Here is a 14179-nt window from a genome sequence, read left to right as displayed (position 1 = left end):
ACGAAAAATGAGGTTCTAGGGGGATTTCGACATGTTAGAGTTTGATACTACTCAAGATCAATTAGCGAATATAAAAGTTATCGGTGTCGGCGGTGGCGGAAACAATGCTGTAAACCGTATGATTGAACACGGTGTACAAGGTGTAGACTTTATCGCTGTGAATACTGATGCACAAGCATTAAATCTATCAAAAGCTGAAACAAAAATGCAAATTGGTGGAAAATTAACACGTGGACTTGGTGCAGGTGCAAACCCTGAAGTAGGGAAAAAAGCTGCAGAAGAAAGTAAAGAACAGATCCAAGAAGCACTTCGTGGTGCAGATATGGTCTTCGTAACTGCTGGTATGGGCGGCGGAACTGGAACTGGTGCAGCTCCAGTTGTTGCTCAAGTTGCAAAAGAATTAGGTGCATTAACAGTTGGTGTTGTAACACGTCCATTTACATTTGAAGGACGTAAGCGTGCAACACAAGCAGCATCTGGTATTGCGGCATTTAAAGAAAATGTAGATACACTTATTGTAATTCCAAACGATCGCTTATTAGAGATTGTTGATAAAAATACGCCGATGTTAGAAGCATTCCGTGAAGCAGATAACGTATTACGCCAAGGTGTTCAAGGTATTTCTGATTTAATTGCAACACCAGGTTTAATTAACTTAGACTTCGCAGACGTAAAAACAATTATGTCTAATAGAGGTTCTGCTTTAATGGGTATTGGTTCTGGTAATGGAGAAAATCGTGCTGCTGAAGCTGCGAAAAAAGCGATTTCTAGTCCATTATTAGAAACATCTATCGATGGAGCTCAAGGTGTTATCATGAACATTACGGGTGGAGCTAACTTAAGCTTATATGAAGTACAAGAAGCGGCAGACATTGTAGCTTCAGCTTCAGATCCAGAAGTAAATATGATCTTCGGTTCTGTTATTAATGAAGGATTAAAAGATGATATCGTTGTAACTGTAATTGCAACTGGTTTTGATGATAGTGCTGCGACGCAGCCACCAAAACCAATTATCCGTCCGAATGCGAATCACACGCAACAACAGCAACAGCCAGTAGCTCAACCTTCAAAACAACGTGAAGTAAAACGTGAAATGAAGCGTGAAGAGCCGGTTGTACATGAGCGTCATTCAGATTCAGATGATATCGATATTCCAGCATTTTTACGTAATCGTCGTAGACGATAAAAGAAAAGGAGCTTTCATGCTCCTTTTTTGTTTTATACAGGGAAAAGATCTGCTAAGCAGGTCTTTTTTTATTTTATATATTTTAATTTATCCCGCAAAAGCCCAATTGGTGAGGGCTGATAATCGATGGAGATGAACACCCCCCACGCTGATTAAAGTTTCACTTTATATGTAAGTAAAAAAAGTATAGTATTCTATGAAACATATACTTTTATTTTTTACCGACAGATTATGTCTAGAAAGCACAAAATAACAAAAAAACACCTCCGCAAATTGACACACTTTCCTATTGGATATGCATTATACTAGTCTCAACTTAAAAAAAGAGGTGAATTGTTTGGTTGTTTACGCCGACGTTGTTTGGTTGTTAAACGCCTGCATTGATTTTCTTTTACTTTTATTAACAGCCACCGTGTTAAAAAAGAAGATCAAAAGATGGAGGCTTGTATTAGGGGCATTTATAGGTTCAACCATTGTTATTTTTGCCTTTACTCCTTTTGCTTCTATGATGACACATCCGGTTATGAAACTACTGTACTCGTTACTTATTGTGTATACGGCATTTGGATTTACAACGTTTAGAAATTATGCACAAACTGTTTTTACTTTTTACTTTGTAACCTTTATGGTTGGTGGAGGGTTAATTGGCACTCATTTCTTTTTGCAAACGAATGAAATGGTAAATGGATTGGTTCAATCTCAATCAATTTCTTACGGTGACCCAATTAGCTGGTTGTTTGTTGTTTTTGGTTTTCCAGTAATCTATTATTTTTCTAAAAAGCGTATTGAAAGTGTAGAGGTTACAAAAATACACTATGATCAAATTGTGAAATTGAAAATTCAATTAGCTGAAGAGGAACTAGAACTCGCAGGTTTAATTGATAGTGGGAACCAACTTTACGACCCGTTAACAAAAACACCCGTTATGATTATGCATATCTCATCATTAGAACATTGCTTGCCAGCTTGGTTAACAGAACAAATTTATTCCAAAACAGAGATTCCTCAAATACCAGAAAATGATTCTGGGTGGGCGACAAAATTACGCTTAATTCCTTTTCGAGCAGTAGGAGTAGAGAATCAATTTTTATGGGCAATTAAGCCAGACGGTGTGCAAATTTATCATGAAGGTAGTTCTATTGTAGTCAGCAAGGTATTGATTGGATTAAATACACAACAGTTGTCAACCAATGGAGAGTATCAATGTATTGTGCATCCGAAAATGTTAATTTCGCAAAAAATGGTAATTGCTTAATAATGGGAGGCGGGATAATATGATGAAATTAAAATTTTATTTAGTATACCTTTGGTATAAAGTATTGCTGAAATTAGGAATTAAGACCGACGAAATTTATTACATTGGTGGAAGTGAAGCGTTGCCACCGCCGTTAACGAAAGAAGAAGAGGAAGTTCTTTTGAATAAATTGCCAAAAGGAGATCAGGCGGCAAGATCGTTGCTGATTGAACGCAATTTACGGCTAGTTGTATATATAGCAAGAAAGTTTGAAAATACCGGGATAAATATTGAAGATTTGATTAGTATAGGAACAATCGGCCTTATTAAAGCAGTGAATACATTTAATCCAGAAAAGAAAATAAAATTAGCAACATATGCCTCACGTTGTATAGAAAATGAAATTTTAATGCATTTGCGCCGGAATAATAAAAATCGTTCAGAAGTTTCTTTTGATGAACCACTTAACATCGATTGGGATGGGAATGAACTTTTGTTATCAGATGTATTAGGTACAGACGATGATATTATTACAAAAGATTTAGAAGCTACTGTAGATCGTCATCTTCTAATGAAAGCATTGCATCAATTAAATGATCGTGAAAAACAAATTATGGAACTTCGGTTTGGGCTTGCTGGAGGAGAGGAAAAGACGCAAAAAGATGTGGCGGATATGCTTGGGATTTCACAGTCATACATTTCGCGTTTAGAAAAAAGAATCATAAAAAGATTACGAAAAGAATTTAATAAAATGGTGTAAAGAATAAGACCAGCCGTTATCTAGGCTGGTCTTATTCTCTTTCGTTGTATGAAGAGAGACAACGAAAATGAAAAATGAAGAGAAAACCGCATGCATAAAATCCCCTTCAAAGGAAATACTTTACACTGTACAGCAACTCCCGATAGGAGGGAACACTTTGACGAGAAACAAAGTAGAAATTTGCGGTGTTGATACAGCTAAACTTCCCGTACTAAAAAATGATGAAATGCGTAAATTATTTCGTGAAATGCAAAGTGGAGAGATAAGCGCAAGAGAGAAATTAGTGAATGGAAACTTACGTCTTGTACTGAGCGTCATCCAAAGATTTAATAACAGAGGAGAATATGTTGACGATTTATTTCAAGTTGGTTGCATCGGACTTATGAAATCCATTGATAACTTTGATTTAGGCCAAAATGTAAAATTTTCAACGTATGCTGTGCCGATGATTATTGGGGAAATACGCAGATATTTGCGTGATAACAATCCGATTCGCGTATCTCGCTCATTACGAGATATTGCGTATAAAGCATTACAAGTAAGAGAAAAATTAATTGCAGAAAATTCAAAAGAACCAACAGCAATGGATATTGCAAAAGTGCTTGAAGTGACTCATGAAGAAATTGTTTTTGCTTTGGATGCGATTCAAGATCCAGTTTCATTATTTGAACCGATTTATAACGATGGAGGAGATCCTATCTTTGTTATGGATCAGTTAAGTGATGAAAAACAAAAGGACGAGCAGTGGGTTGAAGAATTAGCACTGAAAGAAGGGATGAAGCGTTTAAATGATCGTGAGAAAATGATTATTCGAAAACGTTTCTTTCAAGGAAAGACACAAATGGAAGTTGCAGAAGAAATTGGGATTTCTCAAGCGCAAGTGTCACGTTTAGAGAAATCAGCTATTAAACAAATGAATAAGACGATACAAGGATAAGGTTTCACCATTTATGGTGAGACCTTTTTATATGTCATATAGTTTGTTTGCGCTCATAGTAGGGCAGCTGTGTTCATATAATGAAAATAATATGTGGTTAGTAGAGGGTGCTTCCTGTTAATTTGAGAAATAGCGTTTTTTCAATCCGTCATATATAAGGGAGAGGATGAAAGTGATAAGAATTTCGGAGTTGCAAATGAAAGAGATAATAAATGTTTCAGATGGAAAAAGGCTTGGGAATATTGGAGATATTGAAATTGATATGAACACAGGGCAGATTCAATCTATTGTTATTTCCAAACAGTCACGTATGTTAGGGATTTTTGGGAAAGATGTAGAAATTGTAATTCCTTGGGAGGAAATTATGAAAATTGGGGAAGATGTCATACTTGTTAGAGTAAATCCTGTTAATTCTGTAACAGAATCAATACAAACACCGACAATTTCATAAAGAATATTACAAATTCCTCTTTTTTTTCTGTTGTCATTATGAAAAAATAAAAGTATGGTAAAATAGACAGGAAGTACCATGCTTTTTTATGTTATTTTAATTAAAAGGAGCCGCTTTGTTATGAGAGAACCATTTAAATATGTGGACGGTATACTGTATTTACAAGCGTGGAAAGAACTTGGAAACATTACTGCTGGATTTACGACAAAAGATGGTGGGGTAAGTACGGGCTCCTTTCATGCGATGAATTTAGGATTACATGTGAATGATATCGTGGAGAACGTTCATGAAAATAGACGCATTTTAGCAAATAAGTTACAAAAACCATTAGAAAACTGGATTTGCTCTGAACAAGTTCATGATCATCATGTTGAAAAAGTAGGACAACAGGAAAAAGGAAGTGGCGTCTATTCATATGAAGACGGCATTTCAAAAACAGATGGCATTTATACGAGTAATAATGATGTTCTTCTAACATCATGTTACGCGGATTGTGTTCCACTCTATTTTTATGCACCATCACATGGTATGATAGGACTTGCGCATGCTGGATGGAAAGGGACTGTAAAAGAGATTGCAAAGGAAATGATTCAAAAATGGAATGCAGAAGGGATTTCAAGTGATGAAATTCATGTTGCAATTGGACCAGCAATTGGATCTTGTTGTTACGTTGTTGATGATCGAGTGTTAACAGCAGCAGAGCAAGTAGTAAATGGCTCTGTCCCTTATAAAAAAATTTCTGATGGGCAGTACGCAATTAATTTAAAAGAAATTAATCGTATATTATGTGTACAAGCAGGCATAAAAGAAGAGAATATTGTAATGTCATCTCTTTGTACAAGCTGTGAAGAACAACTATTTTTCTCTCATCGTCGTGATCAAGGTAAGACAGGGAGAATGTTGAGTTTCATAGGTTTTAAGGAGGAAGAAAGCAAGTGACAGTACAAAAAAATTTAACAACTGTAAACGAAGCAATTAAACAATCTTGCGTACGAGCTGGACGTTCGTTGAAAGATATTAAACTCGTTGCGGTTACAAAAACGGTAGGAATTGAAAAAACAAACGAAGTAATTGAAGCTGGAATTATCGATTTAGGTGAAAATAGAAATGAAGGTTTCTTACAGAAGTACGAACATTTCGGTTCAAAAGTGAATTGGCATTTTATTGGATCATTACAAACGAGAAAAGTAAAAGAAATCATTAATGAAATTGATTATTTACATTCGTTAGATCGTCTTTCACTTGCAAAAGAAATTCAAAAACGTGCGGATAAGAAAGTGAAATGTTTTATTCAAGTGAAAACATCATCTGAAGAATCCAAGCAAGGATTGGCAATAGAAGAAACCATTTCTTTTATTCAAAGTTTGCAAGAATTGGATAAGATTGAAGTGGTGGGACTAATGACAATGGCTCCGTTTACAGAAGAAGAGGAAGAAATCAGACGCTGTTTTAAGGAGTTGCGTATGCTACAAACAGAGGTGCAGGAGCTAGAATTATTACATGCGCCATGTAAAGAATTATCAATGGGAATGTCTAATGATTACACGATTGCAATTGAAGAAGGTGCTACATATATTCGTTTGGGGACGATTTTAGTAGGAAAAGCGTAAAAGGAAGGAGAATCTTATTATGAGTTGGTCAAAAGTAAAATACTTCTTTTTTGATACACCGGAAGAAAAAGAAGCAGCTCAATATGGTTATGAAAAGGAGCAAACAGACATGAAGAAGCAGCAAGATCCGCCAGAACAACAAGATGTTACGTTTCCAAAAGCGCAACCGAAACAAAATGTTGTGAGCATTGAAACGGCAAAGCAATCTTCAAAAGTTGTTTTATTAGAACCGCGCACATATTCGGAAGCGCAAGGGATTTCGGACCATTTAAAAGGTAGACGAGCTGTTGTGATTAATTTACAACGAATGTCTACTGATCAAGCTGTACGTATCGTTGACTTTTTAAGTGGTACTGTATACGCTATAGGCGGGGATATTCAAAAAATAGGACCGAAAACATTTATGTGTACACCTGAAAATGTAGATATTGTTGGCGCAATTTCAGAGTTATTCGGTGAAGAAGAAGACACAAATATAAAGAGGTGGTAATACGCCATGGAAACAGTTTTAAGGCTTTTAGTTTATGCTATCGAGATTTACTCGTGGGCACTTATTGTTTACATTCTCCTATCATGGTTCCCAGGTGCAAAGGAATCAACTTTTGGAGAAATTCTTGCGCGTATTTGTGAACCGTATTTAGAACCATTTCGCAGATTTATTCCGCCGCTTGGTATGATTGATATCTCTCCACTCGTTGCGATTTTTGCGTTAAAGCTTGCTACGAATGGTTTAATAAGTATATTCGGCTATTTCTTATAGTAAGAGGTTATATGCATGAGCATCTACGAGCATTTTAGACCTGATGAAGTGGTCTTTGTGGATAAAGTATTAGAGTGGAAACAGGCGGCTGAGTACCATCAAGTGAAGTTAACAGATTTTCTTGATCCAAGACAGCAACAAATTGTCACTATGGTAATTGGACAAGGAGATGTTGCTGTACAATTTGATGGTGCAACGCCTCATGCAGAGCGCAAAAGAGCACTCATTTATCCGGACTATCTAGTAGTAAATGAAGAGGAATTTCAAGTAGAAGTATTGGAAATTGACTATCCTTCCAAGTTTTATACGCTAGAACATAGGCAAATATTAGGTACATTTATGTCTCTCGGTTTAACGAGAGAAAAATGTGGTGATATTTTGCTTCAAGAAGATCGTGCCCAAATTGTAGTCGCGAAAGAAGTTGTATCTTATATTGAGATGAACTTACAATCGATAGGGAAAGTGAAAATCTCCTTATCACCAGTGCAAGGAGAAAAAATTCTACAGATACAAGAGACGTGGGGAGAGAAATCCGGAACGGTTTCTTCACTTCGTTTAGATGTGATGTTAGCTGAAATGTTACATATATCCAGACAAAAAGTACAACCTTTCATAAAAAATGGTTTAGTAAAAGTGAATTGGAAAACAGTCGAGCAAACCTCTTATGAATGTTATCCAGGAGATGTTTTTTCAGTGAGAGGATATGGACGAAGTAAATTGTTTTCTGTAGAAGGTAGAACAAAGCGCGACAAATGGAGAATTTTGTATGGTATACTAAAATGATTGGTTTTTTAGAAGGAAATCCTCCTATTTTGTCGAAGAAAAGATATAATTGAAAGAGGAAATTTAGATAACTACTTGGAGGTGGCGTTGTGCCGTTAACACCATTAGATATTCATAACAAAGAATTTGGTCGCGGATTCCGTGGCTATGATGAAGATCAAGTAAATGAGTTTCTTGATCAAATTATCAAAGATTATGAATTAGTCATTCGTGAGAAAAAAGCTTTAGAAGAAAAAGTTGCGCAATTAGAAGGAAAGTTAGATCATTTCTCTAATATTGAAGATACGTTAAACAAATCTATTGTCGTTGCACAAGAAGCAGCGGAAGAAGTAAAACGTAATGCGCAAAAAGAAGCAAAATTAATCGTACGTGAAGCGGAAAAGAATGCAGACCGTATTATTAACGAAGCGTTAGTAAAATCAAGAAAAGTTGCTTTTGATATTGAAGAGCTAAAGAAACAAGCAAAAGTATTCCGCACTCGTTTCCGTATGTTATTAGAAACACAGCTTGAAATGTTAAACAACGATGATTGGGATAAACTAATTGAGTTAGAAGACGAAGTGGATGAACTGTTGAAAAAAGAAGAAACAGTGTAAGCTTGACGTTTTTCTCATTATTACATATAATTTTAAACAACATATTTATTAAGAAAAACGAAGATAGGGATAAGTACCTTTTCATACCTTATATAGCGAACTGAGGATGGTGTAAGCTCAGGATAAGGAGATAATGGGAATATCACCCTGGAGTTCCTCGCTGAACAAATAGAGTAAGCGTAGGCGTATATTCGCGTTAAGAATATAAAGAGGATTGTATACATACGTATAGGATCTACTAGGGTGGTACCGCGGGAGACTTTCTCGTCCCTTTTTGGGATGAGAAGGTCTCTTTTTTATTCCGTTTTTTAAGTGTTTCTTTTATACATGTAAGGAGGAATTGAGCATGGAGTACAAAAATACATTACTAATGCCAAAAACAGAGTTCCCAATGCGTGGGAATTTACCAAAACGTGAGCCTGCGATGCAAGAAAACTGGGCTGAAATGAATATTTATGAAAAGGTACAAGAACATACGAAAGGTCGTCCTTTATTTGTACTGCATGATGGACCTCCATATGCGAATGGTGACATTCATATGGGGCATGCATTAAATAAAGTGTTAAAAGACTTTATTGTTCGTTATAAATCAATGACTGGTTACTGTGCACCATATGTACCAGGTTGGGATACACATGGTTTACCAATTGAGCAAGCTTTAACAAATAAAGGTGTAAAGCGTAAAGAAATGACAGTTGCTGAGTTCCGTAAGCTATGTGCAGAGTATGCATATGAACAAGTAGAACGTCAACGTGAACAATTTAAGCGTTTAGGTGTACGTGCTGATTGGGATAACCCATATATTACTTTAGAGCCAGCTTATGAAGCACAACAAATTAAAGTATTTGGTGATATGGCGAAAAAAGGTTATATCTATAAAGGGCAAAAACCAGTTTACTGGTCTCCAACAAGTGAATCAGCTTTAGCAGAAGCTGAAATTGAATATCAAGATAAAAAATCAGCATCTATTTACGTAGCATTCCCTGTAAAAGACGGAAAGAACGTATTAGAAGGTGATGAGAAATACATTATCTGGACAACAACACCTTGGACGTTACCTGCAAACTTAGGTATTTCTGTTCACCCAGAACTTGAATACTCTATTATAAAAGTAAATGGTGAAAAATATATTATTGCTTCTGAACTATTTGAGACAGTTGCAAAAACGTTAGAGTGGGAAAATGCTGAAGTTGTGAAAACGGTAAAAGGTAGCGAACTTGAGTATACAGTTGCAAAACATCCATTCTACGATCGTGATTCATTAGTTATGCTAGGAGATCACGTAACAACAGATGCAGGTACAGGTTGTGTTCATACAGCACCAGGACACGGGGAAGATGACTTCGTTGTTGGTAAAAAGTATGGATTAGAAGTACTTTGCCCAGTTGATGATAAAGGTGTATTAACAGAGGAAGCGCCTGGATTTGAAGGCTTATTCTATGATAAAGCTAACAAGCCAATTACAGAAAAATTAGAAGAAGTAGGCGCGTTACTGAAACTAACATTCATTACGCATTCATACCCACATGATTGGAGAACAAAAAAACCAATTATTTTCCGTGCGACAGCACAGTGGTTTGCATCTATTGAAGCATTCCGTAAAGAGTTATTAGAAGCTGTTGCGGAAACAAAATGGGTACCAGCATGGGGAGAAACTCGTCTTCATAATATGGTTCGTGACCGTGGTGACTGGTGTATTTCTCGTCAGCGTGCATGGGGTGTGCCAATTCCTGTATTCTATGCAGAGAATGGTGATCCAATTATTACGGATGAAACAATTAATCATGTAGCAGATTTATTCCGTGAGCACGGTTCTAACGTATGGTTCGAGCGTGAAGCGAAAGATCTATTACCAGAAGGATTTACACATCCAGGTAGCCCAAATGGTGAATTCCGTAAAGAAACAGACATCATGGATGTATGGTTCGATTCAGGTTCTTCTCACCAAGCGGTATTAGAAGAGCGCGAAGATTTACAACGTCCAGCTGATTTATATTTAGAAGGATCTGACCAGTATCGTGGTTGGTTTAACTCTTCATTATCAACAGCGGTTGCTGTAACAGGTAAAGCTCCATATAAAGGCGTACTAAGCCATGGTTTCGTATTAGATGGTGAAGGACGTAAAATGAGTAAGTCGATTGGAAACATCGTCGTACCGAAGAAAATTATGGATCAATTAGGTGGAGATATTTTACGCTTATGGGTATCTTCTGTTGACTATCAATCTGATGTACGTATTTCAGATGATATTTTAAAACAAGTAGCAGAAGTATATCGTAAAATCCGTAACACATTCCGTTTCTTATTAGGAAACTTAGATGACTTTAAACCAAGTGAAAATACAGTAGCTGTAGCTGAACTTCGTGAAGTAGATCGTTACATGTTAGTGAAATTAAATGACTTAATTACAAAAGTAAAAGAAGCATATGAAACATACGACTTCGCTGCTGTGTATCATGCAATTCATAACTTCTGTACAATTGATTTAAGTTCATTCTACTTAGACTTTGCAAAAGACATTTTATACATTGAAGGTGCAAACCATGAAGATCGTCGTGCAATTCAAACTGTATTATATGATGTTCTTGTTGCATTGACGAAACTTGTAACTCCAATCTTACCGCATACAGCTGATGAAGTATGGCCATATATTCCAGGTGTAACAGAAGAAAGTGTACAATTAACTAATATGCCAGAAGCTGTAGAATTAGATGGTGCGGAAGCATTAAAAACAAAATGGGATGCATTTATGACATTGCGTGATGACGTATTAAAAGCGTTAGAAGTAGCTCGTAATGAAAAAGTAATCGGTAAGTCATTAAATGCAAGTATTACGCTATATCCAACTGCAGAAATGAAAGCTATGTTAGAGTCTATTAGCGAAGACTTGAAGCAATTATTCATCGTTTCTGAGTATAAACTTGGTGGCATGATGGAAGAAGCGCCAGCAGATGCGCCGAAGTATGAGCATACAGCGGTCGTTGTTACTCAAGCAACTGGTGAAACATGTGAACGTTGTTGGGTAGTTTCAGAAACAATTGGTAAAGATGCTGAACATGAAACATTATGTGAGCGTTGTGCAACAGTTGTTAAAGAAAACTATGTAAAATAATAAAAAAACTGACTGTGCGTAAGTGCAGTCAGTTTTTTTATTGATGATATATTAAAATGACTTTCACTCTCTTTCCTATGAAGGAAAAATGTGTGTGAGGTAAGCATAGAAATTTCGGACACACTAATCGTACATTGCAGCTGGGAGGAATGTACACGTGAATGAAATGTATATGGAAATAAAAGAAGAATTGCAATTGATGCGAAAAGAGTTACAAGAGAGGCTAGCTAAAGAGGTCATGCACAAATATGATACAGAGTTTAGCGAAGAGCTTGGATATGAAATGAAGGAAGAGATAAAGAAAAAACTCCTATTACATGATATAAAAGAGGACTTAAAAGATGTAGAACGTGCATTATTTAAAATGGAAATAGATATGTATGGTATTTGTGAAGAAACAGGGAGAGTAATTTCGGTAAAACAAATGAAAACGATGCCGACTGCCCGTACCATTCATGAATTTTTTTATGAAAAAGTAAATGTATGAATGTGCACAACGATATTATATTACCTTTTTTTAATTTATTTTATTCTTCTATAAAGGTTCATTGTGAAAAGGTTGCAGCTATGCTAAAATTTTGAGGTACACTGTCTTTGTGGGGGAAATGAAAATGATATATTATGTAATAGCGTTATTTGTCATTGCCATCGATCAAATATCGAAATGGCTAATTGTAAAGAACATGGAATTGGGTACGAGCATTCCGATTATCGATAATGTATTATACATAACATCACATCGAAATAGAGGAGCTGCCTGGGGGATTTTAGAAAATAAAATGTGGTTCTTCTACATTATTACAGTCGTTTTTGTAGTATTTATCGTAATTTATATGCAAAAATATGCGAAAACAGACAAACTTCTAGGGATTTCATTAGGTCTAATATTAGGCGGAGCAATTGGTAATTTCATTGATCGTGTATTTAGACAAGAAGTAGTGGATTTCATTCACGTGTATATTTTCTCGTACAACTATCCAGTATTTAATATAGCTGATTCAGCATTATGTATTGGTGTTGTATTAATTATTATTCAAACATTATTAGAAGGCAAGAAAACGAAGGAGTAATTGAATGAGTGAAGTAGTACAAGTAACAGTTGCAGAAGAACAAAAAAGCGAGCGAATTGATAAATTCGTTGCAGAAATAAACAGTGAATGGTCACGTTCACAAGTACAGCAATGGATTAAAGATGGTGTCGTTACAGTTAATGGAAAGTCGGTAAAAGTGAATTATAAAGTTAAAGAAAACGATGAAATTACAGTAACGATTCCTGATCCAGAAGAGTTAGATATCCAAGCAGAAGATATGAGCTTAGAAATTTATTATGAAGATGAAGATGTACTCGTTGTTAATAAGCCACGTGGTATGGTTGTACATCCAGCTCCAGGGCATACAGGCGGTACGCTTGTAAACGGTCTTATGCATCATTGTACGGATTTATCAGGCATTAACGGTGTAATGCGTCCTGGCATCGTGCATCGTATTGATAAAGATACATCGGGACTATTAATGGTTGCTAAAAATGATATGGCGCATGAATCACTTGTAAATCAACTTGTAGCAAAAACAGTAACAAGACGTTACAAAGCGATTGTACACGGTGTGATTCCGCACGATAAGGGAACAATTGATGCTCCAATTGGTCGCGATAAGAAAGAACGTCAAAGCATGACAGTTGATGAAAATGGTAAGAATGCTGTTACGCACTTCCAAGTGTTAGAACGCTTTAAAGATTTTACACTTGTAGAATGTCGCTTAGAAACGGGACGTACGCACCAAATTCGTGTTCATATGAAATATATTGGCTATCCACTTGCAGGAGATCCGAAGTATGGTCCGAAGAAAACATTAGACATGAATGGACAAGCACTTCACGCAGGTATTTTAGGGTTTGACCATCCTCGTACTGGTGAATATATTCAGTTTGAGGCACCGATTCCAGAAGTGTTTGAAGATGCATTAAATATTTTACGGAAATAGTATTGACAAATCATAAAAAAACTGAGATACTGACAACAGTTAAATAATGATCCTTTAACACAGCCCCGTGAGGTTGAGAAGGTAACGGTTTGAAATACATAGGGTATGCTGTACCCTTTTTCAAAAGTCCTCTCGCACACGCTGAGAGGACTTTTTTTATACCATTACTCTCACGCAAGAAAAAAAGCTTGGAGGTGTAGAGCATGCAAGAGAAAGCTGTTGTTTTAGATGACCAAATGATTCGCCGCGCTTTAACACGAATTAGTCATGAAATCGTGGAACGAAATAAAGGTGTCGATAATTGTGTTCTTGTCGGAATTAAAACGCGTGGAATTTTTATTGCACAACGTTTGGCAGAACGAATTGGTCAAATTGAAGGAAAAGAAATGGAAGTTGGAGAGCTAGATATTACGTTATATCGTGATGATCTAACACTACAATCGAAAAATGAAGAACCACTTGTAAAAGGTTCTGATATCCCTGTAGATATTACGAAGAAAAAAGTTATCCTTGTGGATGATGTATTATACACAGGAAGAACAGTTCGAGCAGCAATGGATGCTCTTATGGATTTAGGTAGACCATCACAAATCCAATTAGCGGTTCTTGTTGATAGAGGTCATCGTGAACTACCAATTCGCGCTGATTATGTAGGAAAGAACATTCCAACATCAAGTGAAGAGCGTATCGAAGTTGATTTGCAAGAGACAGATCAACAAGATCGAGTAAGCATATACGATAAGTAAAGCCCTTTTAAATGTAGTCCT

General features: G+C 36.3%; 16 protein-coding genes and 1 other annotated feature. All 16 genes read left to right on the top strand.

Annotated features, from left to right (window positions below):
* Positions 1 to 31 precede the first annotated feature (31 nt).
* The 16 genes from ftsZ (at position 32) to pyrR (ending at position 14158) form a co-directional block, all read left to right on the top strand.
* Entirely contained in the window at positions 32 to 1186 is a 1155-nt protein-coding gene (gene ftsZ / locus ACXY7N_RS08540) for a cell division protein FtsZ (protein ID WP_488592363.1), read from the top strand.
* A 337-nt stretch (positions 1187 to 1523) separates the two neighbouring features.
* Positions 1524 to 2441 (top strand): sigma-E processing peptidase SpoIIGA, encoded by a 918-nt coding sequence (spoIIGA, locus tag ACXY7N_RS08535; protein ID WP_016086558.1) that lies wholly within the window; start codon positions 1524 to 1526, stop codon positions 2439 to 2441.
* A 19-nt stretch (positions 2442 to 2460) separates the two neighbouring features.
* Positions 2461 to 3180 (top strand): RNA polymerase sporulation sigma factor SigE, encoded by a 720-nt coding sequence (gene sigE / locus ACXY7N_RS08530; RefSeq protein WP_000976948.1) that lies wholly within the window; start codon positions 2461 to 2463, stop codon positions 3178 to 3180.
* A 157-nt stretch (positions 3181 to 3337) separates the two neighbouring features.
* Positions 3338 to 4117 (top strand): RNA polymerase sporulation sigma factor SigG, encoded by a 780-nt coding sequence (gene sigG / locus ACXY7N_RS08525; protein WP_000197753.1) that lies wholly within the window; start codon positions 3338 to 3340, stop codon positions 4115 to 4117.
* 166 nt (positions 4118 to 4283) lie between these two features.
* On the top strand, positions 4284 to 4568 hold the full coding sequence (locus ACXY7N_RS08520; protein WP_033659759.1) for a YlmC/YmxH family sporulation protein: 285 nt from the start codon (positions 4284 to 4286) through the stop codon (positions 4566 to 4568).
* 120 nt (positions 4569 to 4688) lie between these two features.
* On the top strand, positions 4689 to 5507 hold the full coding sequence (gene pgeF / locus ACXY7N_RS08515) for a peptidoglycan editing factor PgeF (protein ID WP_016086560.1): 819 nt from the start codon (positions 4689 to 4691) through the stop codon (positions 5505 to 5507).
* Positions 5504 to 6178 (top strand): YggS family pyridoxal phosphate-dependent enzyme, encoded by a 675-nt coding sequence (locus tag ACXY7N_RS08510; protein ID WP_016086561.1) that lies wholly within the window; start codon positions 5504 to 5506, stop codon positions 6176 to 6178. Before pgeF ends, ACXY7N_RS08510 begins: the two co-directional genes overlap by 4 nt.
* Before the next feature lie 19 nt (positions 6179 to 6197).
* Positions 6198 to 6668 carry a cell division protein SepF gene (locus ACXY7N_RS08505; protein ID WP_016086562.1) on the top strand — a complete coding sequence of 157 codons (471 nt, stop codon included), beginning with the start codon at positions 6198 to 6200 and terminating at the stop codon, positions 6666 to 6668.
* Between the two features lie 6 nt (positions 6669 to 6674).
* Complete coding sequence (locus ACXY7N_RS08500) at positions 6675 to 6938, top strand: YggT family protein (protein ID WP_016086563.1); 264 nt, start codon at positions 6675 to 6677, stop codon at positions 6936 to 6938.
* 15 nt (positions 6939 to 6953) lie between these two features.
* The gene (locus ACXY7N_RS08495) at positions 6954 to 7721 is read left to right on the top strand and encodes a YlmH family RNA-binding protein (protein WP_016135257.1); all 768 of its coding nucleotides are present in this window, start codon (positions 6954 to 6956) and stop codon (positions 7719 to 7721) included.
* Between the two features lie 89 nt (positions 7722 to 7810).
* Complete coding sequence (gene divIVA / locus ACXY7N_RS08490; protein WP_001131611.1) at positions 7811 to 8317, top strand: septum site-determining protein DivIVA; 507 nt, start codon at positions 7811 to 7813, stop codon at positions 8315 to 8317.
* Between the two features lie 51 nt (positions 8318 to 8368).
* Positions 8369 to 8592 (top strand) — a binding site (T-box leader).
* Positions 8593 to 8663: 71 nt separating this feature from the next.
* Positions 8664 to 11429 (top strand): isoleucine--tRNA ligase, encoded by a 2766-nt coding sequence (ileS2, locus tag ACXY7N_RS08485; RefSeq protein ID WP_016086565.1) that lies wholly within the window; start codon positions 8664 to 8666, stop codon positions 11427 to 11429.
* Positions 11430 to 11586: 157 nt separating this feature from the next.
* Positions 11587 to 11916 (top strand): TraR/DksA family transcriptional regulator, encoded by a 330-nt coding sequence (locus tag ACXY7N_RS08480; RefSeq protein WP_016086566.1) that lies wholly within the window; start codon positions 11587 to 11589, stop codon positions 11914 to 11916.
* A 124-nt stretch (positions 11917 to 12040) separates the two neighbouring features.
* Positions 12041 to 12499 (top strand): lipoprotein signal peptidase LspA, encoded by a 459-nt coding sequence (gene lspA, locus ACXY7N_RS08475; RefSeq protein ID WP_000642186.1) that lies wholly within the window; start codon positions 12041 to 12043, stop codon positions 12497 to 12499.
* Positions 12500 to 12503: 4 nt separating this feature from the next.
* Entirely contained in the window at positions 12504 to 13412 is a 909-nt protein-coding gene (locus ACXY7N_RS08470; protein ID WP_488592362.1) for an RluA family pseudouridine synthase, read from the top strand.
* A 203-nt stretch (positions 13413 to 13615) separates the two neighbouring features.
* Positions 13616 to 14158, top strand: a complete 543-nt coding sequence (pyrR, locus tag ACXY7N_RS08465; RefSeq protein WP_001156490.1) for a bifunctional pyrimidine operon transcriptional regulator/uracil phosphoribosyltransferase — start codon at positions 13616 to 13618, stop codon at positions 14156 to 14158.
* Positions 14159 to 14179: the final 21 nt, after the last annotated feature.

This window comes from Bacillus sp. 5w2, assembly GCF_054353775.1.
The sequence above is the reverse complement of the archived record's forward strand: the minus strand, read 5'-3'. Positions and strand labels throughout refer to the sequence as shown.